General features: G+C 63.5%; 17 protein-coding genes. 11 read left to right on the top strand and 6 right to left on the bottom strand.

Features of this window, described 5'->3' with window-relative positions; genetic code table 11:
* Positions 1–8: 8 nt before the first annotated feature.
* The 9 genes from trpB to G3O01_RS41340 all read left to right on the top strand — a co-directional run bounded on the left by trpB (position 9) and on the right by G3O01_RS41340 (position 10,004).
* Positions 9–1,202 (top strand): tryptophan synthase subunit beta, encoded by a 1,194-nt coding sequence (gene trpB / locus G3O01_RS41380; protein ID WP_205813263.1) that lies wholly within the window; start codon positions 9–11, stop codon positions 1,200–1,202.
* An 11-nt stretch (positions 1,203–1,213) separates the two neighbouring features.
* Positions 1,214–2,128, top strand: a complete 915-nt coding sequence (locus tag G3O01_RS41375) for a site-specific DNA-methyltransferase (RefSeq protein WP_205813262.1) — start codon at positions 1,214–1,216, stop codon at positions 2,126–2,128.
* 39 nt (positions 2,129–2,167) lie between these two features.
* On the top strand, positions 2,168–2,983 hold the full coding sequence (trpA, locus tag G3O01_RS41370) for a tryptophan synthase subunit alpha (RefSeq protein WP_205813261.1): 816 nt from the start codon (positions 2,168–2,170) through the stop codon (positions 2,981–2,983).
* A gap of 83 nt (positions 2,984–3,066) precedes the next feature.
* A complete protein-coding gene (gene accD, locus G3O01_RS41365; RefSeq protein WP_109480339.1) occupies positions 3,067–3,939 on the top strand; it encodes an acetyl-CoA carboxylase, carboxyltransferase subunit beta in 873 nt (290 codons plus the stop codon).
* Positions 3,940–4,061: 122 nt separating this feature from the next.
* Entirely contained in the window at positions 4,062–5,372 is a 1,311-nt protein-coding gene (folC, locus tag G3O01_RS41360; RefSeq protein WP_205813260.1) for a bifunctional tetrahydrofolate synthase/dihydrofolate synthase, read from the top strand.
* A gap of 26 nt (positions 5,373–5,398) precedes the next feature.
* Positions 5,399–6,331: an SPOR domain-containing protein gene (locus tag G3O01_RS41355; protein WP_205813259.1), complete on the top strand. Its 933-nt coding sequence runs from the start codon at positions 5,399–5,401 to the stop codon at positions 6,329–6,331.
* 7 nt (positions 6,332–6,338) lie between these two features.
* Entirely contained in the window at positions 6,339–6,833 is a 495-nt protein-coding gene (locus G3O01_RS41350; protein WP_205813258.1) for a CvpA family protein, read from the top strand.
* Between the two features lie 135 nt (positions 6,834–6,968).
* On the top strand, positions 6,969–8,519 hold the full coding sequence (purF, locus tag G3O01_RS41345) for an amidophosphoribosyltransferase (protein ID WP_205813257.1): 1,551 nt from the start codon (positions 6,969–6,971) through the stop codon (positions 8,517–8,519).
* A gap of 294 nt (positions 8,520–8,813) precedes the next feature.
* A complete protein-coding gene (locus tag G3O01_RS41340) occupies positions 8,814–10,004 on the top strand; it encodes an O-succinylhomoserine sulfhydrylase (RefSeq protein ID WP_205813256.1) in 1,191 nt (396 codons plus the stop codon).
* Positions 10,005–10,042: 38 nt separating this feature from the next.
* Here G3O01_RS41340 and G3O01_RS41335 read toward each other — a convergent pair whose 3' ends face one another.
* Together G3O01_RS41335 and G3O01_RS41330 are read right to left on the bottom strand one after the other, a co-directional pair.
* Complete coding sequence (locus G3O01_RS41335) at positions 10,043–10,813, bottom strand: AraC family transcriptional regulator (protein WP_205813255.1); 771 nt, start codon at positions 10,811–10,813, stop codon at positions 10,043–10,045.
* Positions 10,814–10,844: 31 nt separating this feature from the next.
* Complete coding sequence (locus G3O01_RS41330) at positions 10,845–11,186, bottom strand: FKBP-type peptidyl-prolyl cis-trans isomerase (protein WP_205813254.1); 342 nt, start codon at positions 11,184–11,186, stop codon at positions 10,845–10,847.
* Positions 11,187–11,310: 124 nt separating this feature from the next.
* Here G3O01_RS41330 and G3O01_RS41325 point away from each other — a divergent pair, with 124 nt between their 5' ends.
* Together G3O01_RS41325 and G3O01_RS41320 are read left to right on the top strand one after the other, a co-directional pair.
* Positions 11,311–12,111, top strand: coding sequence for a HAMP domain-containing sensor histidine kinase (locus G3O01_RS41325; RefSeq protein WP_205813253.1), 801 nt, complete (start codon positions 11,311–11,313; stop codon positions 12,109–12,111).
* 103 nt (positions 12,112–12,214) lie between these two features.
* Complete coding sequence (locus G3O01_RS41320; protein WP_205813252.1) at positions 12,215–13,558, top strand: hemolysin family protein; 1,344 nt, start codon at positions 12,215–12,217, stop codon at positions 13,556–13,558.
* 3 nt (positions 13,559–13,561) lie between these two features.
* On the opposite strand, the gene treY is transcribed toward G3O01_RS41320, so the two are convergent.
* From treY to glgX, 4 genes are all read right to left on the bottom strand, one after another.
* Positions 13,562–16,402, bottom strand: a complete 2,841-nt coding sequence (gene treY / locus G3O01_RS41315) for a malto-oligosyltrehalose synthase (protein ID WP_205813251.1) — start codon at positions 16,400–16,402, stop codon at positions 13,562–13,564.
* The gene (malQ, locus tag G3O01_RS41310) at positions 16,399–18,579 is read right to left on the bottom strand and encodes a 4-alpha-glucanotransferase (protein ID WP_205813250.1); all 2,181 of its coding nucleotides are present in this window, start codon (positions 18,577–18,579) and stop codon (positions 16,399–16,401) included. The genes treY and malQ overlap by 4 nt, the downstream gene beginning before the upstream one ends.
* 5 nt (positions 18,580–18,584) lie before the next feature.
* Positions 18,585–20,501, bottom strand: a complete 1,917-nt coding sequence (gene treZ, locus G3O01_RS41305; protein ID WP_205813249.1) for a malto-oligosyltrehalose trehalohydrolase — start codon at positions 20,499–20,501, stop codon at positions 18,585–18,587.
* A gap of 114 nt (positions 20,502–20,615) precedes the next feature.
* The gene (gene glgX, locus G3O01_RS41300) at positions 20,616–22,829 is read right to left on the bottom strand and encodes a glycogen debranching protein GlgX (RefSeq protein WP_205813248.1); all 2,214 of its coding nucleotides are present in this window, start codon (positions 22,827–22,829) and stop codon (positions 20,616–20,618) included.
* Positions 22,830–23,563 lie beyond the last annotated feature (734 nt).

Genomic DNA, 23,563 nt, shown 5'->3' with positions numbered 1-23,563 from the left:
GACGGAATATGTACAACTTACCTGATGAACGTGGCCATTTCGGCCAATATGGCGGCGTGTTCGTCGCCGAAACGCTGATGCACGCGCTCGACGAGCTGCGTGTCGCGTACGAAAAATACTCTGTTGATCCCGACTTCATCGCCGAATACGAGCGCGAACTGAAGTACTTCGTGGGTCGTCCTTCCCCTGTCTATCACGCGCAACGCTGGAGCGAACTGCTCGGCGGCGCGCAGGTTTATCTGAAGCGCGAAGACCTGAACCACACGGGCGCGCACAAGGTGAACAACGTGATCGGCCAGGCGCTGCTCGCCAAACGCATGGGCAAACCGCGCGTGATCGCCGAGACGGGCGCGGGCCAGCACGGCGTCGCCACGGCGACCATCGCGGCGCGCTTCGGCATGGAGTGCATCGTGTACATGGGCGCGGAAGACGTGCGCCGCCAGGCTGCGAACGTCTACCGGATGAAGCTGCTGGGCGCGACCGTCGTGCCCGTCGAGTCCGGTTCGCGCACGCTGAAGGACGCGCTGAACGAAGCGATGCGCGACTGGGTTACGAACGTCGAAAACACGTTCTACATCATCGGCACGGTGGCCGGTCCGCACCCGTATCCGATGATGGTGCGCGACTTCCAGCGCGTGATCGGCGACGAATGCAAGGTGCAGATGCCCGAACTGACGGGGCGTCAGCCGGACGCCGTAATTGCGTGCGTTGGCGGTGGATCGAACGCGATGGGGATCTTTTACCCGTATATCGACGATAAATCGGTGAAATTGATCGGCGTCGAAGCAGCGGGTGACGGTATCGATACAGGTCGTCATGCGGCGTCGCTGACTGGTGGCACGCCCGGCGTGCTGCACGGCAACCGCACGTATCTGCTGCAGGACGAGAACGGCCAGATCATCGAGACGCATTCGGTGTCGGCAGGTCTCGACTATCCGGGCGTCGGTCCCGAGCACGCTTGGCTGAAGGACAGCGGCCGCGCCGAATATGTCGGCATCACCGACGAAGAGGCGCTCAAGGCGTTCCACGACTGCTGCCGCATCGAAGGCATCATTCCCGCGCTCGAATCGAGCCACGCGCTCGCGTACGCGGCGAAGCTGGCGCCGACCTTGCCGAAGGACAAAATCCTTCTGGTGAACCTGTCGGGCCGGGGCGACAAGGACATGCACACGGTCGCTGAGCGATCGGGCATCCAGTTCTGAGCGCCCACGCGATGCGCGACGAGTTCGAGCAGCCGCAGCCGCCCGCACCGAGCGGCGACGCAGAAGCACGCGTCGTCGAGGCGTTGCGCGCGGGCGCTGCGCCGCTGTTGCCGGTGCCTGCCGGCATCGAACTGCTGAACCGCGATTTTCTGACCGATGCTGCGAACCTGCCGGATGGCTCGATCGATCTGATCTTGGCCGATCCGCCGTACGGTCTGGGCAAGGATTATGGCAACGATTCCGATATGCGCTCGGGCGAAGACTTTCTCGCCTGGACGCGTACCTGGCTCGATCTCGCCATTCCTAAGCTCAAGCCGTCGGGTTCGCTGTATATCTTCTGCACGTGGCAGTACGCGCCGGAAATCTTCGTGTTTCTGAAGAGCCGCCTGATGATGGTCAACGAGATCATCTGGGACCGGCGCGTGCCGAGCATGGGCGGCACGACGCGCCGTTTTACGTCAGTGCACGACAACATCGGTTATTTCGCGGTATCGAAAGACTATTATTTCGATCTCGATCCCGTCCGCATCCCGTACGATGCCGCCACGAAGAAGGCGCGTTCGCGTAAGTTGTTCGAAGGTAGCAAGTGGCTCGAGATGGGCTACAACCCGAAGGACGTCTGGTCGGTTTCGCGTCTGCACCGGCAGCACGCGGAACGCGTCGACCATCCGACCCAGAAACCGCTCGAAATCGTCGAGCGGATGGTGTTGGCGAGTTGTCCTCCGGGCGGCCGCGTGCTCGATCCCTTTATGGGAAGCGGTACGACGGCCGTCGCTTGCACCCGGCAGAAGCGCGAATTCGTCGGCTATGAGATCAATGAAAGTTACTGTGCGATAGCGCGAGAACGCGTCGGTTTAGCGGCGAATCCGCCCGAACCCGTGTCGCGCCGCAAGGCAGCTGCCGTCAACACAACGACGACGGCCTGACTGGCAACCACGCGCAGTTATCGACTTCGAGAAAATTCCATGTCCCGTATTCAATCGACGTTCGCGGCACTGGCCGCGCAGGGCAAGAAAGGTCTGATTCCGTTCATCACCGCGGGTGATCCCGATCCGGCGCGCACCGTCGAGTTCATGCACGCGCTCGCCAAGGGCGGCGCCGATGTGATCGAACTCGGCGTGCCGTTTTCGGACCCGATGGCCGACGGCCCGGTGATCCAGCAATCGTCGGAGCGCGCGCTGGCAAAAGGCGTGTCGCTCAAACACGTGCTCGCCGACGTCAAGCGGTTCCGCGAAACCAACGACACCACGCCCGTCGTCCTGATGGGCTACGCGAACCCGATCGAGCGTATGGGCGCCGACGCTTTCGCGAAGGCTGCAAAGGAAGCAGGCGTCGACGGCATCCTGGTTGTCGACTATCCGCCTGAAGAGTCGGCTAATTTCGCCGAAACGATGAAGGCGGCCGGTATCGATCCGATTTTCCTGCTCGCGCCCACGTCGACGGACGAGCGCATCGCGGAGGTTGGTAAAATCGCGTCCGGTTACGTCTACTATGTATCGCTCAAGGGTGTCACGGGCTCTGCAAATCTGGACGTTTTGAGCATCGCGGGTAAAATCCCGGCCATCAAGTCGCGCGTACCGCTGCCGGTGGGCGTCGGTTTCGGCATTCGCGACGCGCAATCCGCGCGCGCTGTGGCCGAAGTTTCCGATGCCGTCGTGATCGGCAGCCGTATCGTGCAATTGCTCGAAGAAGCAGCACCCGAGTCCGCTGCGGGCAAACTGACCGATTTCATTGCTGAAATTCGTCAGTCGCTCGACAGCATCGGCGCGACTGCCCGATAAACAACATTTTTTGTCGCGGTTAGCATGGCGGCGCGGTTTCTGCTGCGCCGCCTTTCGTATCGCGAATCCTGGAAGGAACCAACATGAGCTGGCTCGACAAACTGTTGCCGCCGAAAATCAAGCAAACCGACCCGAAAAGCCGCAAGGGCATTCCGGAAGGGCTGTGGATCAAGTGCCCGTCGTGCGAAGCGGTGCTGTACCGCAACGACGTCGAGGCGAATCTGCACGTCTGCCCGAAGTGCGACCACCATATGCGGATCGGCGCGCGTGAACGGCTCGACGGCTTGCTCGATCCGGAAGGCCGCTATGAAATCGGCCAGGAAATCCTGCCGGTCGACGCGCTGAAGTTCAAGGACAGCCGCAAGTATCCTGACCGCCTGAAAGAGGCGATGGAAGACACCGACGAAACCGACGCGATGGTCGTGATGGGCGGCGCAATCCACACGCTGCCCGTTGTGGTCGCAAACTTCGAGTTCGCGTTCATGGGCGGCTCGATGGGTTCCGTGGTCGGCGAGCGCTTCGCGCGCGGCGCGCAGAACGCGATCGAGCAGCACGTTCCGTTTATCTGCTTCACCGCTTCGGGCGGCGCGCGTATGCAGGAAAGCCTGCTGTCGCTGATGCAGATGGCCAAGACCACGGCCATGCTGACCAAGCTCGCCGAAGCCAAGCTGCCGTTCATTTCCGTGCTGACCGACCCGACCATGGGCGGCGTATCGGCGAGCTTCGCGTTCCTCGGCGACGTCGTGATCGCGGAACCGAAGGCGCTGATCGGCTTTGCGGGCCCGCGCGTGATCGAACAGACTGTGCGCGAAAAGCTGCCGGAAGGCTTCCAGCGCGCCGAATTCCTGCTGCAAAAGGGCGCGATCGACATGATCGTCGACCGTCGCAAGCTGCGCGAAGAACTCGCGCAACTGATGGCGTTGCTGACGCGCCAGCCGGCCGACGCCGTCGCCTGATGCCGTATCGGGCCGTGACCTTGAGCCACGGCCAGCAGAAAAAACCAACGCGCCGCGAGAAGTCTTCAAGCGGCGCGTTGTCATTTCTAGGATAATTCCGGTCCGCACTGCCAGTTTTTCAGATGACCACATTCCCCACTCTCGACGCGTGGCTCACGCACCTGGAATCCGCCCATCCCGTCGGTATCGACATGGGACTCGCGCGCATCAGCAAGGTACGTGACGCGTTGGACCTGAAGTTCGCGTGCCCGGTGATCACCGTCGGCGGCACGAACGGCAAGGGTTCGACCTGCGCGATCCTCGAATCGATTCTGCTGCGCGCCGGCTACACGGTGGGTTGTCACACATCGCCGCACTTGCTGACGTTCAACGAGCGCGCGCGGATCAACGGCCAGATGGCGACGGATGCCGACCTGTTGCCGCATTTCGAGGCCGTCGAGAAGGCGCGCCAGTCGCTGCCTGAGCCTGTTTCGCTGACGTATTTCGAGTTCACGACGCTGGCGATCATGCATCTGTTCGCCGAGCGCGGCCTCGATGTGGTGATTTTCGAAGTGGGGCTGGGCGGACGGCTCGACGCCGTCAACATCCTCGATACCGATTGCGCGATTATCACGAGCATCGACATCGATCACACCGACTTCCTCGGCGATACGCGCGAGAAAATCGCGTTCGAGAAGGCTGGCATTTTCCGCGCGGGCAAGCCGGCAATCTGCGCCGATCCTGTGCCGCCCCAAACGCTGATCGACCACGCGGAGAAAATTGGCGCCGAATTGTGGCTTTTTGGGCGCGATTTCCGCTACGAAGCGCAACCGGGCAACGAACGCCAGCAATGGAGCTACATCGGCCCGACGATGCGTCGTTCGGCGCTGGCTTACCCGGCGCTGCGTGGCGCCAATCAGTTGATCAATACGACAGCCGCGCTGGCGGGCCTCGAAGCGCTGCGCGACCGTTTGCCCGTGTCGGCGCAGGATATTCGCCTCGGTCTCGCCAATGTCGAACTGCCGGGACGCTTCCAGGTGCTGCCGGGCAAGCCGTCGATCGTGCTCGATGTCGGCCACAATCCGCACGCGGCCGCCGTGTTGGGTCAGAATCTCGGCAACATGGGCTATTTTCCGTACACGTACGCGGTATTTGGCTCGATGCGGGACAAGGACATTGCGGGCGTACTCGAACATCTGAAGGGCGAAATCGATCACTGGAACGTGACCGATCTGCCTACGCCGCGCGCAGCCAGCGCGGAGGAACTGGAGACGGCACTGCACGAAGCTGGTGTTATCGAAGGGCCGGATCGCAGCGTGACGCGTTTCGCGACGCCCGCAGAAGCTTTCCAGGATGCGATAAAACGAGCCTCCGACAATGATAGAATCGTGGTTTTCGGCAGTTTCTATACGGTTGCCGGCGTGATGGCGTACCGTAAATCGCAGCAACACTGAACGCGCGGGCCTCGACCAAGCCATTCATGGGTATTTTTTCGTTCGGCAAGAAAGACGACGCACCTACGCGGCGCGGCGCAAATTCCAGTTCCACTCGCGGTAGTCGTGCCGAGCGCGCTGAACGCGCGGAGCGGGTCGAACGGCGCAGCCGACGCACGGACCGTTCCGGCGATGCCGACGCGATGCTGCTGGACCCCACGCTTCCCGAAAAGCAGCGCGCACGCCGCCGCCTCGTTGGCGCGATCGCGCTGGTGATTGCAGCAGTCGTCATCCTGCCGATGGTGCTGGATTCCCACCCGAAGCCTGTCACCGACGACATTTCCATCGATATCCCGAACCGTCCTGCGCCGAAGCCGCGCGCAGCGGAAGACTCCGATACGCAAGCCGCCGTCGCGCCTGACAATCCCGCTGCGCCGGAGGCCGCAATGGCCGCCTCGGGCCTTGCGCCCGCAGCCTCAGGCTCGGCCACCACAGGCGCCGTCGCTTCGCAGCGCGACAAATCCAGCGACAGCAGCAAGAACGCACCCATCGCGATGACGCCGGCGAAGCCGCAAACGGCGCCCGCTATCGTCGCGAACAATGCGCCGGCGAAGCCGGCAGCGAAACCGCAGGCCGACACGAAGCCCGCAGCAAAACCGGAACAGAAACCCGTAGTGACAGAATCGGCGCAGACCCCCGCGTCGGGCACCGAAACCGGCACGCCCGCGGCGCCTCCTGGCAGCCGCTTTGCTGTCCAGCTCGGCTCGTTCCAGGACGACGCCAGCGCGCATGCGTGGCTGACCAAGTTGAAAGCGGCCGGAGTGCCCGTATATACGGAGCGTCGCAAGCAGGCTGACGGCACTTCCCGTACCCTGTTGCGTGCTGGTCCGTTTGCGGACCGGGCGGCGGCGTCGGCGGCAATCGCGAAGGTGCGCGAAGCTGGCTTGACGTCGGGTGCGAACAACGGCGCTGCGCAGTAATCCGGCGATGTTCACCGCGTTCGACTACGCTGTAATGGCGGTGATCGCCCTGTCGGCCATGCGCGGCACCTGGCGCGGCTTTTTGTCCGAGGTATTCGGGCTGATCGGCTGGGTGGTCGCGTTTCTGGTGGCGGCGCGTTTCGTGGGGCTGTTAGTGCCCTATGTGCCGGCGAACTGGCCGGGCGGCGCGCTGACGCAGTGGCTGATCGCGTTCGCGGCGATCGTGATCGGCGTGATGCTGGTGGCCAGCGTGGCGAATGCGCTGCTGCACCGGCTGGTGCAGGTGTCCGGCCTGGGCGGTATCGACCGCTCGCTTGGACTGATGTTCGGCCTCGTACGCGGGGTCATACTGGTGCTGGTTCTGGTCGCCCTCGGTGGCTTGACCGACCTGCCCAAACAGGAATTCTGGCGCAACGCGCTGCTGCGGCCCTACGCCGAGCAGGGCGTGCGAGAGTTGAAGCCTCTGCTTCCCGATACCCTCGCCGCCTACGTCCACGTGTAACGCGATCGTTGCACGCAAGCGGGACGAAGGCGGATGACAAGGCGGGCCGTTGGTGAAGCATGCGACCACGGCGCGCGCGGCTGCCTCCCAGGCGGACCGCACAGATCGAATTTCGTACCCTTTGAAGGACATGCCATGTGCGGCATCGTAGGCGTAGTTTCCCAGTCTCCCGTCAACCAGCTTCTGTATGACAGCCTGCTGTTGCTGCAGCACCGCGGTCAGGACGCAGCCGGTATCGCCACGGCGAACGGCAACAATTTCCACATGCACAAGGCCAACGGCATGGTGCGCGACGTGTTCCGCACGCGCAACATGCGCAGCCTGCCCGGCAATAGCGGCATTGGCCAGGTGCGTTACCCGACGGCGGGTTCTGCGTCGAGCGAAGAAGAAGCCCAGCCGTTCTACGTGAACGCGCCGTTCGGCCTCATCCTTGCGCACAACGGCAATCTGACGAACTGGCAGCAACTCAAAGACGAGATGTTCCGCGTCGATCGTCGCCACATCAACACGAATTCCGACACGGAAGTCATGCTCAACGTGTTCGCGCACGAATTGCAGCTGGCCAGTTCGGGTCTGCAACTCGATCCCGCCGCGCTGTTCAAGGCTGTGTCGGGCGTGCATCGCAGGGTGCGCGGCTCGTACGCAATCGTGTCGCTGATTTCGGGCTACGGCCTGCTCGGCTTCCGCGACCCGTTCGGTATTCGTCCGCTGTGTATCGGCAAGCTGGAAACGGCGTCGGGCACGGAATGGATGCTGGCGTCGGAATCGGTGGCGCTGGAAGGCATCGGTTTTGAATTCGTGCGCGACGTGGCGCCGGGCGAAGCGATCTTCATCGACTTCGAAGGCAACTTCCACTCGCAACAGTGCGCGCCGAACGCGAGCCTGAACCCGTGCATCTTCGAACTCGTGTATCTCGCGCGTCCGGACTCGGTGCTCGACGGCGTGCCCGTCTACAACGCGCGTCTGCGCATGGGCGACTATCTGGCCGAGAAGATCCTGCGCGAACTGCCGGAAGACGTGAAGATCGACGTCGTGATGCCGATTCCCGATTCGTCGCGCCCCGCAGCGATGCAGGTCGCCGCGAAGCTCGGCGTCGAATATCGCGAAGGCTTCTTCAAGAACCGCTACGTGGGCCGCACCTTCATCATGCCGGGCCAGGCAGTGCGCAAGAAGTCGGTGCGCCAGAAGCTGAACGCGATGGGCATCGAGTTCAAGGGCAAGAACGTGCTGATCGTCGACGATTCCATCGTGCGCGGCACGACGTCGCATGAAATCGTGCAGATGGCGCGCGATGCGGGCGCGAACAAGGTGATCTTTGCGTCGGCGGCGCCGCCCGTGAAGTTCCCGAACGTGTACGGCATCGACATGCCGACGCGCAGCGAACTCGTCGCGCACGGCCGTTCGGACGAAGAAGTGGCGCGTTTGATCGGCGCCGACTTCCTCGTGTATCAGGACGTCGATGCGCTGAAGAATGCTGTCCGCGACATCAACCCGGCGCTGAAGGAGTTCGAATCGTCGTGCTTCGACGGCAACTACATCACGGGTGACGTGACGTCGGAATACCTCGACCGCATCGAATCCGCACGTCTCGCACCGTCCGCGCAGTCGGACCGCGACGCAGCGAGCGAAGCGATCGACGGCGGTGCTGCGCGTTCGCAACTGCACCTGCAACTGTCGGTCGAGTAACGCGTCGTAAGCGCGCGAGAACCGAAGGTCTAGATCTCGCGCGCTGCGTTCGGACCCGAAAGCCCGGGCGCGGTGTTACCATCGGTTCTTGCGTCGATTTGATCTCAGCTTGCGGACGCGGGGAAACCCAAAACAGCTAAAGCGAACGGTGAGCAGCAGCACTCATCGCGCTTACAGCGTTCCCCGCACACAAAGCCCGCTTTTGCCGACGCAAAGCGGGCTTTTTTGTTGCTCTCTCGCGCGTATGCTCCAACGGCAAGTGCGCACGGCACGGAAAAACGGAACGGAACGAACATGGACGACTCTCTCAACTTCGACACACTCGCGGTCCGCTCGGGCACGTTGCGAAGCGACTTCAACGAACATTCTGAAGCGATCTTTCTGACGTCGAGTTTTGTGTTTGCGAGCGCCGCAGAAGCTGCCGACCGCTTTAAGAATTCCGAAGACTATTACACGTACTCGCGCTTCACGAATCCGACTGTGACGATGTTCCAGGAACGTCTCGCGGCGCTCGAAGGCGGCGAAGCGTGCATGGCGACGGCCTCGGGAATGAGCGCGATCATGTCGGTGGTGATGTCGGCGTTGCAGGCGGGCGATCACCTCGTCAGTTCGCAGAGCCTGTTTGGCTCGACGCTCGGCATGTTCTCGCAGATTTTCAGCAGGTTCGGCATCACGACCACGTTCGTCGATCCGACCGATCTCGACGCGTGGAAAAATGCGGTGCGTCCTGAGACGAAGATGTTCTTCCTCGAAACGCCGTCGAACCCGTTGACTGAAATCGCCGACATCGCAGCGATCAGCAAGATCGCGAAGTCCGCCAATGCGCTGTTCGTCGTCGACAACTGTTTCTGTAGCCCGGCGCTGCAGCAGCCGCTGAAACTGGGCGCCGACGTCGTGATGCATTCGGCGACCAAATTTCTCGACGGGCAAGGGCGCGTGCTGGGCGGCGCGCTGGTCGGCTCGAAGCAGTTCATCATGGAAAAGGTGTTCCCGTTCGTGCGCAGCGCGGGCCCGACGCTGTCCGCGTTCAACGCGTGGGTGTTGCTGAAGGGCATGGAAACACTGCCGCTGCGCGTCGAGCGTCAGTCGGCGAACGCGCTCGAAATCGCGCGCTGGCTCGAACAGCATCCGGCTGTGAACCGCGTGTTCTATCCGGGGCTCGAGTCGCATCCGCAGTACGAGATTGCGAAGCGTCAGCAGAAGGCGGGCGGCGCGATCGTGTCGTTCGAACTGAAGGGCAGTACGCCCGAGGAAATGCGCGCGAACGCGTGGCGTGTGATCGACGGCACGAAGATCTGCTCGATCACCGGCAATCTGGGCGATACGCGCACGACGATCACGCATCCCGCGACGACCACGCATGGCCGCGTCACGCCGGAAGCGCGCGCAGCAGCGGGCATCACGGAAGGTTTGATCCGTCTTGCCGTTGGTCTGGAGAATGCCACCGATATCCGCGACGATCTGGCGCGCGGTCTGGCCGGCTGACTAGTAAAGCAAAACGGGCGCGATACGGCGCCCGTTTTTCAATGCAGCAACGCGCGCCACTGACCCGGCGCCATCCCGAAGCGCCGCGTGAATGCGTGCGTATAGGCGCTCTGATCGCCAAAGCCCACTTCGAGCGCGACGTCCGTCAATGAGCGGCGCGGATCGGCCAGCAGCGTGACCGACGTGTCGAGCCTCAGACGCTGCAGATAGCGATGCGGCGTTTCGCCGAATGCATCGATGAACAATTGATGAAAGCGCCGCATGCCAAAGCCGCAATGCGCGGCGAGGTCTGCAATACGCAGCGGCTCGGACAGATGCGCGCGCAGCCAGGCGTCGATGCGCGCGAAATCGAGCCCCGCGCCGGGCGCAGCATCCACTGTGCCCGTGTCTTCGATGATCGCTGCGCACAAGCGTGCAGCCGCGTCCCAGTTGAAGCGCCGCCAGGCGGCATCGCCATCGATATGCCCGGTCGCGCGGCCGGCGATATGCGAAACCAGTTGCGTGAGCGACGAATCGATCGTCACCGCGCGAGCCCGGTCGAACAATCTTTGCGGCACAGCGACTGACGACGCAGGCAGATCGAGCACGAGCTGCCGGTTTTCGCCGACGCCCGCGTAGTCGTGCCGCGAGCCAGCAGGAATGAGCCACGCGGACGTGCTGTCGATTTCATTGGCGACGCCGTCCACGGCCATCACCATCGACCCATCCAGCCCGAGCACGATCTGATGGAAGTCGTGCACGTCCGACGCTTCCACCGCGCCGTAACGGCGCAGGGAAACGCTGGGCGCATCGATGACGGCGTGACTCACGACCTGCGGACCGCAAAAACGGTAAAAACGCTCAGACGTCGAGCAATTCGACTTCGAACACGAGCGTTGCATTCGGCGGAATCACGCCGCCCGCGCCGCGCACGCCATAGCCGAGTTGCGGTGGAATGGTGAGCTTGCGCACGCCGCCGACCTTCATGCCCTGCACGCCTTCGTCCCAGCCCTTGATGACCATGCCGCCGCCCAGCACGAACGCGAACGGGTCGTTGCGGTCCTTGCTCGAGTCGAACTTCTGGCCGTCCGTCAGCCAGCCGGTGTAGTGAACGCTGACGGTCTGGCCGGCCTTCGCCTCGGCGCCCGTGCCTTCCGTCAGATCTTCGTACTGGAGGCCCGAGGCCGTGGTGACTTTGGACATGCGATGCTCCTTGTAATCGTTCGAAACCGCTATTGTAGGCGTGTTGTCGTACTGTCGCGAAGATTGGCTGGACGGCCATGCCTATAATGTCCAGACCGCAACCAACGATAAACCGCCAACAAGGATGTCGATCGTGACCACGTCAACCCCGTCTCCTTCGGGCCGCAGCGAAGAGACGCCCGCCGTCACCGAACGCACCGCGCGCCGCAGCGCCGAAACGGCGCTTTTCATGCGCGATCACGTGCTGTCGCTGGTCTCGCACGACCTGCGCAGCCCGCTCAATGCCATTCATAGCTGGGCCTATGTGCTCGATCGCAAGATCGATACGAACGACGCGACCGCACAGCGTGCGCTCGAAGGCATTCGCAGCGGCGTCGAGCAGCAGGTGAAGCTGCTCGAATCGATCGTCGATACCACGCGTGCCGAGACCAAAGCGCTCGCGTTGACGCGTGCGCCGTTCGCGCTGCGTCCATTGCTCGACGAAACCATCGGCGACGTGCGCGAAGCGCTTGCGGTGCGGCGTGGTGTCACACTCGAACTCGACTCGTCGCTTGGCGCGCAGCAATTGAACGGCGACCGCGAGCGACTTGCCGCCGCGTTGTGGCTGCTCGGCACGTTCGCAGTCGAAGCGAGCGCGAGCGGCACGACGGTGAAGATCGACGCGAATGTTGATGCTTCGATGTTCCACGCTACCGTCGTCTGGCAGGCCACGCCCGCAGCGCTGACGGATACCGCGTTGCCCCACGTGCTCGAAAACTTCGCGCGTGCGCAAGCGACGCACCCGCGCGAAGCGGGCCGTATTTCGTGGGTGCTCGGGCTGTGCAAGCGCATTGCGGAAGCACACGACGGTGCATTCGAGCAGGGCGAATGGGCGGACGGCCAGCCGACCACGCTCAAGCTGCGCGTGCCGCTCGCTGGCGCATGAGCGCGCACCCGGCCTGGCCAGATGGCCAGCTCACGTGCGCGCAGCACTTTCAGATGCCTTTCGCCCTCTATACTGACGGCTTTAGTTGCCGGAGTCCTTCGCTTTGATCCAGTTCGTCGCCCTAATTGGCGCGTTGTTACTCGTTGCCCTCAACGGTTTCTTTGTTGCCGCGGAATTCGGTCTCGTCAAGCTGCGGCAGACGCGCGTCCAGACGCTTGCGGAGAAGCACGGCCTGCGCGGCAAGCTGCTCGCGAAGGTGCATGGCCGGCTGGATGCGTATCTGTCCGCGTGCCAACTGGGTATCACGCTTGCGTCGCTGGGACTTGGCTGGATTGGCGAGCCCGCGTTCGCTGAACTGCTGAACCCGGTGTTTCATCTGTTCGGCATTGAGAACGAGCAGTTGATCCACGGCATCTCGCTGTTCTTTGCGTTCTCGTGCATTTCGTTTCTGCACATCGTCGTGGGCGAACTGGCGCCGAAGTCGCTGGCCATCCGCCAGTCGGAGCATGTCTCGCTGTGGACGGCGATGCCGCTATACGGCTTCTATTGGGCGATGTACCCGGCAATCTGGGTGCTCAACTCGAGCGCGAACGCGGTACTGCGCCTCGCCGGTCTGACGGCCGATCACGGCGGCGACACGCATTACTCGACGGACGAACTGAAGCTGATCCTGCGCGGCCGCCACGCGAGCGTCGCGAATGAACTCGACGGTCCGAAGGACGCCTACTCGCAGGACGAATGGAACACGATCGCGCATTCGCTCGATTTTTCGCGCATGACCGTGTCCGACCTGATGCGGCCCGCGCACGAACTGGTGAGCTTGCGTCGCGATCTACCGTGGCGCGACAACATGCAGATCATCGCGCGCCATCGTTTCAGCCGTTATCCGTTGCTCGAAGATGGTACGGGCGAACGCGTGGCGGGGACGATCCATCTGAAGGATCTGCTGCTGGCGCGTCACGCTGGCAGCACGCTCGACGACCTGTCGCATTACGTGCGCCCCGTGCAGTACGTGAAGCCCAATATGCCTGCGCTCGAACTGTTCCGGCGCTTCCGCAAGGGCGCGCCGCATCTTGCGCTGGTCGGTCAGAAGAACGCTAAGCCGATCGGCTTCCTCACGCTCGACAATCTGCTGGGCGCACTCGTCGGCCAGATTCACGACGAGTTCCGCCAGGGCGACGCCGACTGGACGCGCATGGACGACGGCACGTTGATGGGCAAAGGCAGTTTGCCGGTGGTGTCGCTGGAGCGCGCGCTCGGTATCGATATCGACGAGGGCAGTGCTGAATCCGTTGGCGGTCTTGTGATCAACGCGCTCGCCGATCTGCCGGAAGAAGGGCAGCGCGTCGATTTCGATCGCTTCGACGTGGTCGTGAAGAAGATGAAGGGGCCGCGCATCGTGCTCGTGCGCGTTTATCCGAAGACGTACGACGATGAAGGCGGCTGAGCGTCACACCCGCGGCACCCCATCCTCCACGAGCACGGCCACAGGCATCGTCGTCAGCGCATCGCGCAGATAGAGCAAGCCGGTATCCTCGACCTTCGGCGCGGCCGGGCTCAGCCAGTCGAACAACGCGCGCCCGAACAGTTCTTCGGGCATCAGAACCGCCGTATCGTCCCACGCAATCGGATCGACGAGCGGCAGGTCGCTGTCGGCATCGAGCAAGGCCATCGACAGGCGCGTCGCGATCACCACGGCCCAGCAATTGCCCTGCCGGCGCGCGAACGCAATAGCGTGTTGCGCGTACTTGCCTTGCACCGTGAGCGGCACATAACTGCCGTTGCGCAGCAATTCGGGAATCTGCATGCGCAGCGCGAGCATGCGCTGGATGATCGCAAGCTTCACGCGGCCATCGCGCCAGCCGGCGAGATAGTCAGATGGCGGCGCTTCGGCGAGCATCGCATGACGCTGCGCGAAGTCGACGGGACGTCGGTTATCGGGATCGACGAGGCTGAAGTCCCATAGTTCGGTACCCTGATAGAGATCGGGCACGCCCGGCGATGCCAGCCGCAGCACCGTTTGCTGCAGGCTGTTCACGACACCTGCACGACCGATCCGCTTAACGAACGCGGTTAGCTCGCGCAAAAATCCATCGCGGCGCTGCGGCGCCAGAATGTCGAACAGAAACTCGCGGCAGCCATTCTCGAACGCCTCATCAGGTGCAAGCCACGTGGTGCGCAGCTTCGCTTCGCGCAGCGCCTTCAGTTGCCATTGCGCGACGCGCCCGGCGAGCGCTTTCACGCCGGCTTCGTCGTCGGGCGAAAGGCCCGGTGGCCAGCATCCCACCAACGTCTGATACAGCATCGCTTCGGCGCCGGCGTCTGGCGCCCAGTCGTCGGCGTTATCTTCCAGCGCGCGCCGGTGCGGCGTGTTCAACGTCGTCCACGCGCGCAGCGTCGCGATCCACTCATCGGCGATTTCGCTCAGCACGGCGATGCGCGCGCGCGTGTCCTCGCCGCGCTTGTGATCGTGAGTCGCCGTCGCGAGCATTGCGTGCGGGAAGCGCCGTGCGCGCTCCTGATTGCCCGCGTGAAACTGCTCGACCGTCAGCGCGAATTCGCCCGGATCCGCGCCCACTTCGCAACGCGACAGCAAACGCCCGTAGCGATAGCACGCGGTATCTTCGATCGCCTTCGCCGCGACGGGCGCCGTCAGTTGCGAGAACAGCGTCTGCACGGTGCGGCGCGCCGACGCCGTGTGATTGAACGCACCCGCGCCGCCGTTCTGCTGCGGCGCCTGTTGCGTGCCGTTGCGTCCATTGCCGGTTTCGTCCGCGCCGTTGCCGAGCCACGCATCGACGCGCGCCAGCACGCCATGATCGGCGCGCGACAGCGTCGCTTTCGCGGCATCGAGCGCGATGTCGAAGTACACGTTGTCCGCGGCGCTGCGCAGCCCGTTCTGAGGATAAATGCGATAGACGGGGAAATGCGCGGCCACCTCATTGGTGACGCGCCGGATCGTCGTGTAGGTGAAATCGCGCGTGGTGATGCTGTCGCGCGCGAGGCGATGCAGTGCGCGCGCGGCGCGGTCCAGTTCCGCAGGCAGATTCTCCGCGAGAATCTTGCGGCGCGCGGGCAGCGCTTCGTCGGCGAAGTTTGCGGGGCGGCCGCTCAGCGCGGCCCACGCATCGGCGAGCGGCGCGGCGCCGGCGGGATCGTGCAGCAGCGCGCCCGCATCGTTCATGAAGTCGTAGCCTGTCGTGCCGTCGACGGGCCAGTCATCGCGCAGCGCCTCGCCGCGTCCGAGTATTTTCTCGACGACGACATACGGCGTCGTGCCTTCGCGCAGTTCCGACAGCCGCTGCCGCAGCCGCTGCGTGTACTCGCGCGGCTCCGCCAGTCCGTCGATATGATCGATACGTACGCCGTCGATCACGCCTTCCGCATAGAGCCGGAAGATCAGCGCGTGCACGGCATCGAACACTTCGGGCCGCTCGACGCGCACGGCCGCGAGCGAGCTGATATCGAAGAAACGCCGCCAGTTCACTTCATCCGATGCCGTGCGCCACCAGGCGAGCCTGAAATGCTGCCGTTCGATCAGACGATGCAGCCGGTCGCGCGTGACGGGATCGTTCGGCGAATACGCTTCGAGCACGAACTCGATCGCCGCCGCGCCGTTCTGCCGCACGAACTCGCGCAGCGCTTCGCGGCCAACGGCCGCGCGTGGATGATCGGCGGGCTGTGTCGTGATCGACGTGAAGCGCTCGGCGAGCGCGCTCAGGTCGGCTCGATCCGCCGATTGCAGGATCGCCGCGTAGTCGATCGGACACACTGGGCATTCGTGCTCGTCGGCATAGACGATGTTGAAGCGGCCGTTGTCGGCATCGAAACGCAGCGCGATGCGGCCCGCGACCAGCTCCTCGCCATACGCCGCGCCGAGCACGGGCATCAGCACCTTGCCGCGCAGGGCAGGGTCGGGCGAGTGCCAGTCGACATCGAAATAACGCGCAAACGCGCTATGGCGGCCCCATTCGAGAATGTCCTGCCACCACGCGTTGTGTTTGCTTACGCCCATATGATTCGGCACGACATCGACGATCAGGCCCATGCCGAGTTCGTGCAGCTTGTCGGTCAGGCGTCGCAAGCCATGTTCGCCGCCGCATTCGGCGCTGACCTGGCTGTAGTCGACGGTGTCGTAGCCGTGCGTCGAGCCGGGCGTGGCTGTCGTGATCGGCGAAGCGTACAGATGGCTCACGCCGAGCGCGGCGAAATAGTCGACGTGCGCGAGCGCATCGTCGAACGTGAAGTCGCGATGGAACTGGAGTCGGAGCGTGGCGCGCGGAACAGTCATGGCGTATCGGACAACGAAGAAGCTGAGGTTGAGTCGGTGCGCGCCTGCTCGATCGCGAGCAGACGGTCGCAAAAGGTGTCGTCGGCGAACAGTTCGTCGACGGGCTGAACGACGCGGCGGCGCCAGTTCGGATGCTCGTCGATCGAACCGGGCAGGTTCGGCTGATCCGCGAGACCGAGCAGGTCTTCGAGCGGAATCGTGACGAGCGGCGATGGCGTCGCGGCGACGAACGCGAGCGCTTCGTCGACGGGTGCTTCGTCGGGCGGCGGCGGCTCGACGTCGGGCGCGGCGATGCCCGCGTGCTGGAACGCCTGCCAAAGCGCGGCGCGATCGTCGGCGCGTTCCGCCTGCGCGAGCGCCACCGGGTCGCGACCATCGGCGCGCGGCGCAGTCTGACCGACGCGATTGCGCCACACGATATCCTCGCCACGCCACCAGCCGGTGACGGTGGGCAGGTCGTGTGTGGTCGTCGTGCCGACGGCACCGTTGTCCCATTCGCCCGGCGCCATGAAGCCCTTGCCGTCGCGCGTGCGCTCGAACCACAGCACACGGATGCCTGCGAGGCCATGGTCGGTGAGCCGCTCGCGAAAGCCCGGCGGCACGGTGCCGAGATCTTCGCCGATCACGATCGCGCGATGCCGCCACGATTCGAGCGCGATCAGCCGCAGCATGTCTTCGAGCGGATAGCGCAGATACGCGCCGTTTTTCGCGGGCTCGCCTTCGGGCACGAGCCAGAGGCGCCGCAGCCCGAGTATGTGATCGATGCGGATGCCGCCCGCGCACGCGAACCCTGCGCGCAGCATGTCGATGAACGCCGAGAAGCCCTGGTTGCGCATCGCGCGCGGCGAAAACGTGGTGAGTCCCCACGACTGGCCCGCCTGATTGAACAGATCGGGCGGCGCGCCGACGGACACGCCGTGCAGCATGTCGTCGCGATACGACCACGCGTGCGAGCCCGCGCTATCGCAACCGACAGCGAGATCCGCAATCAGCCCGACGGCCATGCCCGCATCGCGCGCGGCATGCTGCGCATGCGACAGTCCTTTCGATGCAAGCCATTGCAGGAACAGATGAAACTCGACTTCATGCCGATGCTCGTTCGCGAACGCTTCGACTTCGGGGCTGCGCGGGTCTTGCAGCGCGTCGGGCCATTTGCGCCAGTAGCCTTCGCCGCCATTGAGCAACTGGAACGCATGCAGCGCCTCGAAGCGCGCATGGTCTTCGAGCGCGCGTCCGCCGCGCTCGCAAAAGCCGTGAAATTCCACTGCACGCGGCGAATCCTGCGCGCGGTCGTTTGCGCAGAAGCGCTCGAACAGCACGCGCAACACTTTGAGCTTGAGCGGCGTCGCCGTTTTCCAGTCGATCAGCGGCAGCGTTTCGAGCTGCGGCCACGTTTCCATGCCGCCTGCCGCATCGAGCGCGGCTTGCGCCGCCTGCGCGCCGAACACGGCAGCGGGATCGATATGCGTGACGTTCAGCCACAGACGCGACGACGGCGAATACGGACTGAACGATCCCGGCAGCGCGGAGAACATTGCGTGAGTCGGACTGATGGCGAGCGCATGCGCGCCGCGTTTCGCGCTTTCGATGGCGAGCGTAGAGAGCGCCGTGTAATCGCCGATACCGCCATCGCCGATTCGCCGCAAGCCATAGATCTGCGCCGCGATGCCCCACAGTGGCGGCGCTTTCGCGTCGTCGCCGTGCATCGCGCGCCATGCGTCGGCGACCGTGTAGCACTGCGCGGGCGCGACGGCGAGCGTCATCCGGTGATCGTTGAGCACGAGCGTGTGATAGCCGGGCTCGTCGATGGGCGACAGCAGCGCGGCTTCACCCTTCGGCGCCGTAAAGCGTCCGTCGATCAGCGAGCCGCTTTCCAGTTCGATCCGGTAGTGACTGCCCGATTTGATTGCGGCGGCGGGCAGCGCGATGCCGCGTCCGCATTCGACCGTCATCAGCGGCGGCAGCTTGCGGCCGGACAATTCGGCTTCGAGCGCGGCGGCGCTCTGACGGATCTGCGTAGCGTTGCCGCAAGGCAGGCCCATGCGATCGAGCAGCGCGGCGAGCGTGCTGTCGGGCACGCGCTTCCTGTTGTGATGCGCGTCTTCCCATTCGACTTCGAAGCCTGCGCGTGCGGCGAGCGTGTCGATGGAAATGCCGGGGCGTCGGGTCGTGGCCACGCGGGTTACTCCTCTTGCACGTGCTTGCGCACGTCGTGTCCGGTTGCATAGTCGCTGACATCGCCCGTCAGCCACGCGACGAATGCGTTCGACTGCAACTCACCCGCATCGATTCGATCGCGCACGCGCGGCGGCGTTTCGAAAATCACCTTGCCTGTAGGGCGTTCGGTCAGTTGCACGGTTTCAGCACCGAGATTCAGCATGATCGATAGCGTCTCGCCATCGTCCAGTTTCCAGCGCGCGACGAGCGCGTTCGCATCCTGATCGCCCGCCGCTTTGAGCACGCTTGCGCCAAGTACCTTCGCATGCCGGAGGCGCGGCGCAATCAGCTTCGCGCGTACGGCCAGCGCGGATTTGTAGAAGTGCATCCAGTCGAGCGCGTCTTTGGCTTCGGGCGTGTCGCCGTGACGCTCGGCTAGCCGCTCGGCCGGCGGCGATGACATCGCTAGCGTCTGCGGATCGTTCGGATCGGGAATCAGCGCGCGGCGCTTTTCATCTGCAAACGCGGAGAAGCGCGCGAATTCCTTGCGGCGTCCTTCGCGCACGGCGTTCGCGAGATCGCCGGTGTAATCGGTGAAGAACAGGAACGGCTGCTTCGAGCCGTACTCTTCGTCCATGAACAGCAGCGGAATCTGTGGTGACAGCAGCAGTAATCCCGTCGCGGCACGCAACGCGTCATCGGAGCACAGCGTGCGCAGACGCTCGCCCATCGCACGATTGCCGATCTGGTCGTGGTTCTGCAGGAACGCGACGAACGATGTGGGCCGCAGATGGCCGCTCGGTTGCCCGCGCGGCTTGTCGTCGTGGATCGGCGAAGGATCGCCCTGATAGCCGAAGCCGCTGCCAAGTATCCGCGCGAGCCGCTGGATTGGTTGATCGACGTAGGCGGCGTAATAGCCTTCGTGTTCGCCTGTCAGCAGCACGTGCAGCGTGTTGTGCGCGTCGTCGTTCCATTGCGCGGTGAAATGCGTGTCGAGCAGATTCGCGGTGTTGCGCTCGTTTTCCAGCACCAGATGCACGTGACGTCCGTGCTGCACATGCGCGCGCACGTGATCGGCGAAACCGCGCAGCCATTCGTCGTTATCGATAGCGTGCACGGCGTCCATGCGCAAGCCATCGAAGCGATATTCGTTGAGCCAGTAGAGCGCGTTGTCGCAGAAGAATTCGCTGACTTCGCTGCGCGCGAAATCGATTGCCGGGCCCCACGGCGTATGCGTGCCTTCGCGGAAAAACGGCTTCGCATACTGATGCAGATAGTTGCCGTCCGGGCCGAAGTGGTTGTAGACCACGTCGAGAAACACGGCGAGACCGTGGCCGTGCGCGGCGTCGATCAGCGCTTTCAGCTCGTCGGGATGTCCGTAGGCGGAATCCGGCGCATACGGCAGCACGCCGTCATAGCCCCAGTTGCGTTTGCCGGGAAAGTCGTTGAGCGGCATCAGTTCGATGGCAGTGACGCCGAGCGCGGCGATTTCGGGCAGGCGTTTCATCACGCCTGCATAGCCGCCCAGCGCGCCGACGTGCAACTCGTACAGCACCGTTTCTTCCCAGGCACGGCCGCACCAATGCGTGTGTTCCCATGTGTACGCGCGCGGATCGATGACTTCGCTCGGCCCATGCACATCCTGCGGCTGGAAGCGCGACGCCGGGTCGGGCACCATCAGCGCGCCATCGAGCTTGTAGCGATACAGCGTGCCCGCGCCGCAGCCCGCTTCCAGTTCGAACCAGCCGTTGCCGGTCGCGCTCATGTCGTGCACGCCGGACGCGTCGCCGTTTTCAATGACGACCTGCACCTTCGCGCACGACGGCGCCCACAGCCTGAAGCGCGTGCGCGGCTTCGCGCTCGCCGCGCCGAGCAGCTGCGCGCCGAACGGCAGGCAGTGCGCGTGATGATGCGCGTGAGGGTCGATCGGACGTTCATGCATGATTCTCACCATTCGTCGGCATATTGATTCGCGTGTTCATTGCGGACCTTCCGGCATGGGCTTTTCTTCCAGCGTTTCATTTCTAATCGGTCGATACTCGGGCGCGCCTGGCGATCAGCCGGATTGCTCCGGATCGGGCATCGACGTGCCGGGGTCCGGCGGCAATGCCGTCAGGAGACGCGGGCCGTACTGCGCGCCCGCACGCCAGCTGGCCTGCCAGTCCGCATCGCCCGTGGGCTGCGCCGCCAGCACCACCATGCTATGCGCGGCGACTTCCAGATCGGGCGCGGCGAGCGGCGCGGGCGGCGCTTCCGGGTTCGCCGTATCGAGCAGCACATGCCATTCCAGGTGCGGCGGCGGCGGTGTGAAACGCAGCGCCGTACCCGAAGCGTTCAACATCATCAACAATACTTCCGTTTCTCCGTTCAGTCCTGCGCCCGCGCGCCGCAGCGTGAAGGCGCGGCCTTCGGGATCCTGCCAGGCTTCGATGGTCAGCGCCTCGCCGTGCTCGTCGAACCAGCCGACGTCGAAGAGGCCCGGCAGCACTTCGCGATCGCCAAACAGAAAGCGGTTTTCGCGCAGCAGCGGATGCTGTTTTCGCAACGCGATGATCCGCGCGAAGAACATAGTCATTTTGCGCCCGTGTGGGAGTGCAGCACGTTCCCAATCTACCCAGGAAATTTCGTTATCCTGGCAATAGGCGTTGTTGTTGCCGCGCTGGGTGCGGCCCATTTCGTCGCCGGCGAGCATCATCGGGGTGCCGAGCGCGATGAACAGCGTGGCGATCAGCGAACGCGACGCGCGTTCGCGTGTTTCGGCGATGGCGGGCTCGTCGGTTGGACCTTCGATGCCCCAGTTCGAGCTGTAATTCTCGTTGTGGCCGTCGTTGTTGTTCTCGCCGTTGATCTCATTGTGCTTTTGCGAGTACGCGACGAGATCGGAAAGCGTGAAGCCGTCGTGCGACGTGACGAAATTGATCGATGCCGTCGGTTTGCGAAAACGCCGGTTGAACAGATCCGCCGATCCCGTCAGCCGCGCGGCCAGATCGGGCCGCATGCCCGCGTCGCCGCGCCAGAAGCGGCGCACGGAATCGCGAAAACGGTCGTTCCATTCGCTGACGCCAGGCGGATGATTGCCGAGCTGATAGCCGCCGGGGCCGATATCCCAAGGCTCGGAAATCAGCTTGCGTTGCGAAAGAATCGGGTCTTGCCGGAGCGCGTCGAAGAAGCCCGAGCCGGGATCGAAGCCCGAATGCTCGCGTCCGAGCGTGACGCCGAGATCGAAACGGAAGCCATCGATATTGAACGCCGTCGACCAGTAGCGCAGTGAATCCATCACCATTTGCAGCACGCGCGGATGGGGCAGATTGAGCGTGTTGCCGCAGCCCGTGTCGTTGATGTGATGGCGCTCATCGCCTGGAATCAGGCGGTAATAGCTAGCGTTATCGAGTCCGCGCCACGACACGGTGGGGCCCATCTCATTGCCTTCGCACGTGTGGTTATAGACGACGTCGAGTATCACCTCGATTCCTGCCGCGTGCAGTTGACGGACGGCGATGCGCATTTCATCGAGCCGGTGTGAGGACAGATACGACGGCTCCGGTGCAAAGAATGCAGCGGTGTTGTAGCCCCAGTAGTTGCGCAGCCCGCGCTCGACGAGAAAGCGGTCGTTGAGAAATGCGTGCACCGGCAGCAGCTCCACGGCGGTGACGCCGAGCTTCTGCAGATGCTCGATGAATTCCGGCGACGCGAGCGCGGCGAAGGTACCGCGTTCGGGCGCGCGCAGGTCTTTGCGCAGCATGGATGCACCGCGCACGTGGGTTTCGTAGATGACGGTTTCGCTCCACGGCACGTTGGGGCGTGTGTCGTGGGACCAGTCGAAGGCTTCGTCGACGACGACGCATTTCGGCATGGCGGGCGCCGAGTCGCGTCTGTCGATGGACAGGTCCATTCTGTTCGAGTGAACGCGGTAGCTGAACAGCGCGTCGGACCACCGGAACTGGCCGATGAGTTTTCTGGCGTACGGATCCAGCAATAGTTTGTGTGGGTTGAAGCGATGTCCGTGTTGAGGTTGGTATGGGCCGTGGGCGCGGAAAGCGTAGACGGTGCCAGGATGCGCATGCGGCAGGTAGCCGTGCCATACCTCGTCAGTGCATTCTGGCAGCGCGTAACGCTTCAGTTCCTTTCTGCCTGTCGGCTCGAAGAGGCAGAGTTCGATGCGTTGCGCGTTCGCGGAGAAGACTGCGAAGTTCACGCCTAAGCCGTCCCAGCTCGAGCCTAATGGGTAGGGGTTGCCGGGCAACAGTCGGTCTGGTAGCACGTGTGGCATGGCAAGAGTTCCAGTTTGTTTTTTGGTTTTACCTTCGGTGCGTTTTTTTGTCTGCGACGTTAGTGGTTTGGGTTTCGCTTTTGCTTTCGCTGGCATCCGCGATGTGTTTTGCCTTGTTCACGCGTTGCCCCTGTGCGGGGCGGCACTTACTTTCTTTGCCGCGGCAAAGAAAGTAAGCAAAGAAAGCCGCTCACACCGCCAGCTCTTGACGTTTGCCCACGGGCCCCCAACGGCCCCGTCCTGTCCGCGACAGCATTCTTCTCCATGCCCGCTGCCAACGCTTCGATTGGCTCATCACCCGCTTCACGCTCCCGCGTTGCTACGCGCGCAATCGCATTGCCCAGCTTCTATAGTGGCAAACTGTGTGTAGGCTTGTGCGTCGTACATGCGCTCACTTCGGACAAAAATCAAAAAGCAAGATCGGCGTTTCTTGTAAGAGCGCCGACGCGTGCAGCGCTACGACCTACACACAGTTTGCCACCTGGGCGGCCGTAACCATTCATTGCCGCATGCTGCACCGGAGGTGGCTGGAGCAGGTGAGGCGGTTATTCGAAACCTTGGCAACGGGCAATTAACAGAGCAGTTGTCGTCTGAAGCATAAGAACCGTTGGGGGCCCTCAGGCAAAAACAAGTGCTGGCGGTGTTAGCCCGCTTTCTTTGCTTACTTTCTTTGCGGCGGCAAAGAAAGTAAGTGCCGCCCCGCACAGGGGCAACGCTTGAAGCAGGCAAGACAA

The organism is Burkholderia sp. Ac-20365 (assembly GCF_017104715.1).
Taxonomy (GTDB): domain Bacteria; phylum Pseudomonadota; class Gammaproteobacteria; order Burkholderiales; family Burkholderiaceae; genus Paraburkholderia.
Note: the sequence above shows the minus strand (reverse complement) of the source record. Positions and strands in the feature narration are given on the sequence as shown.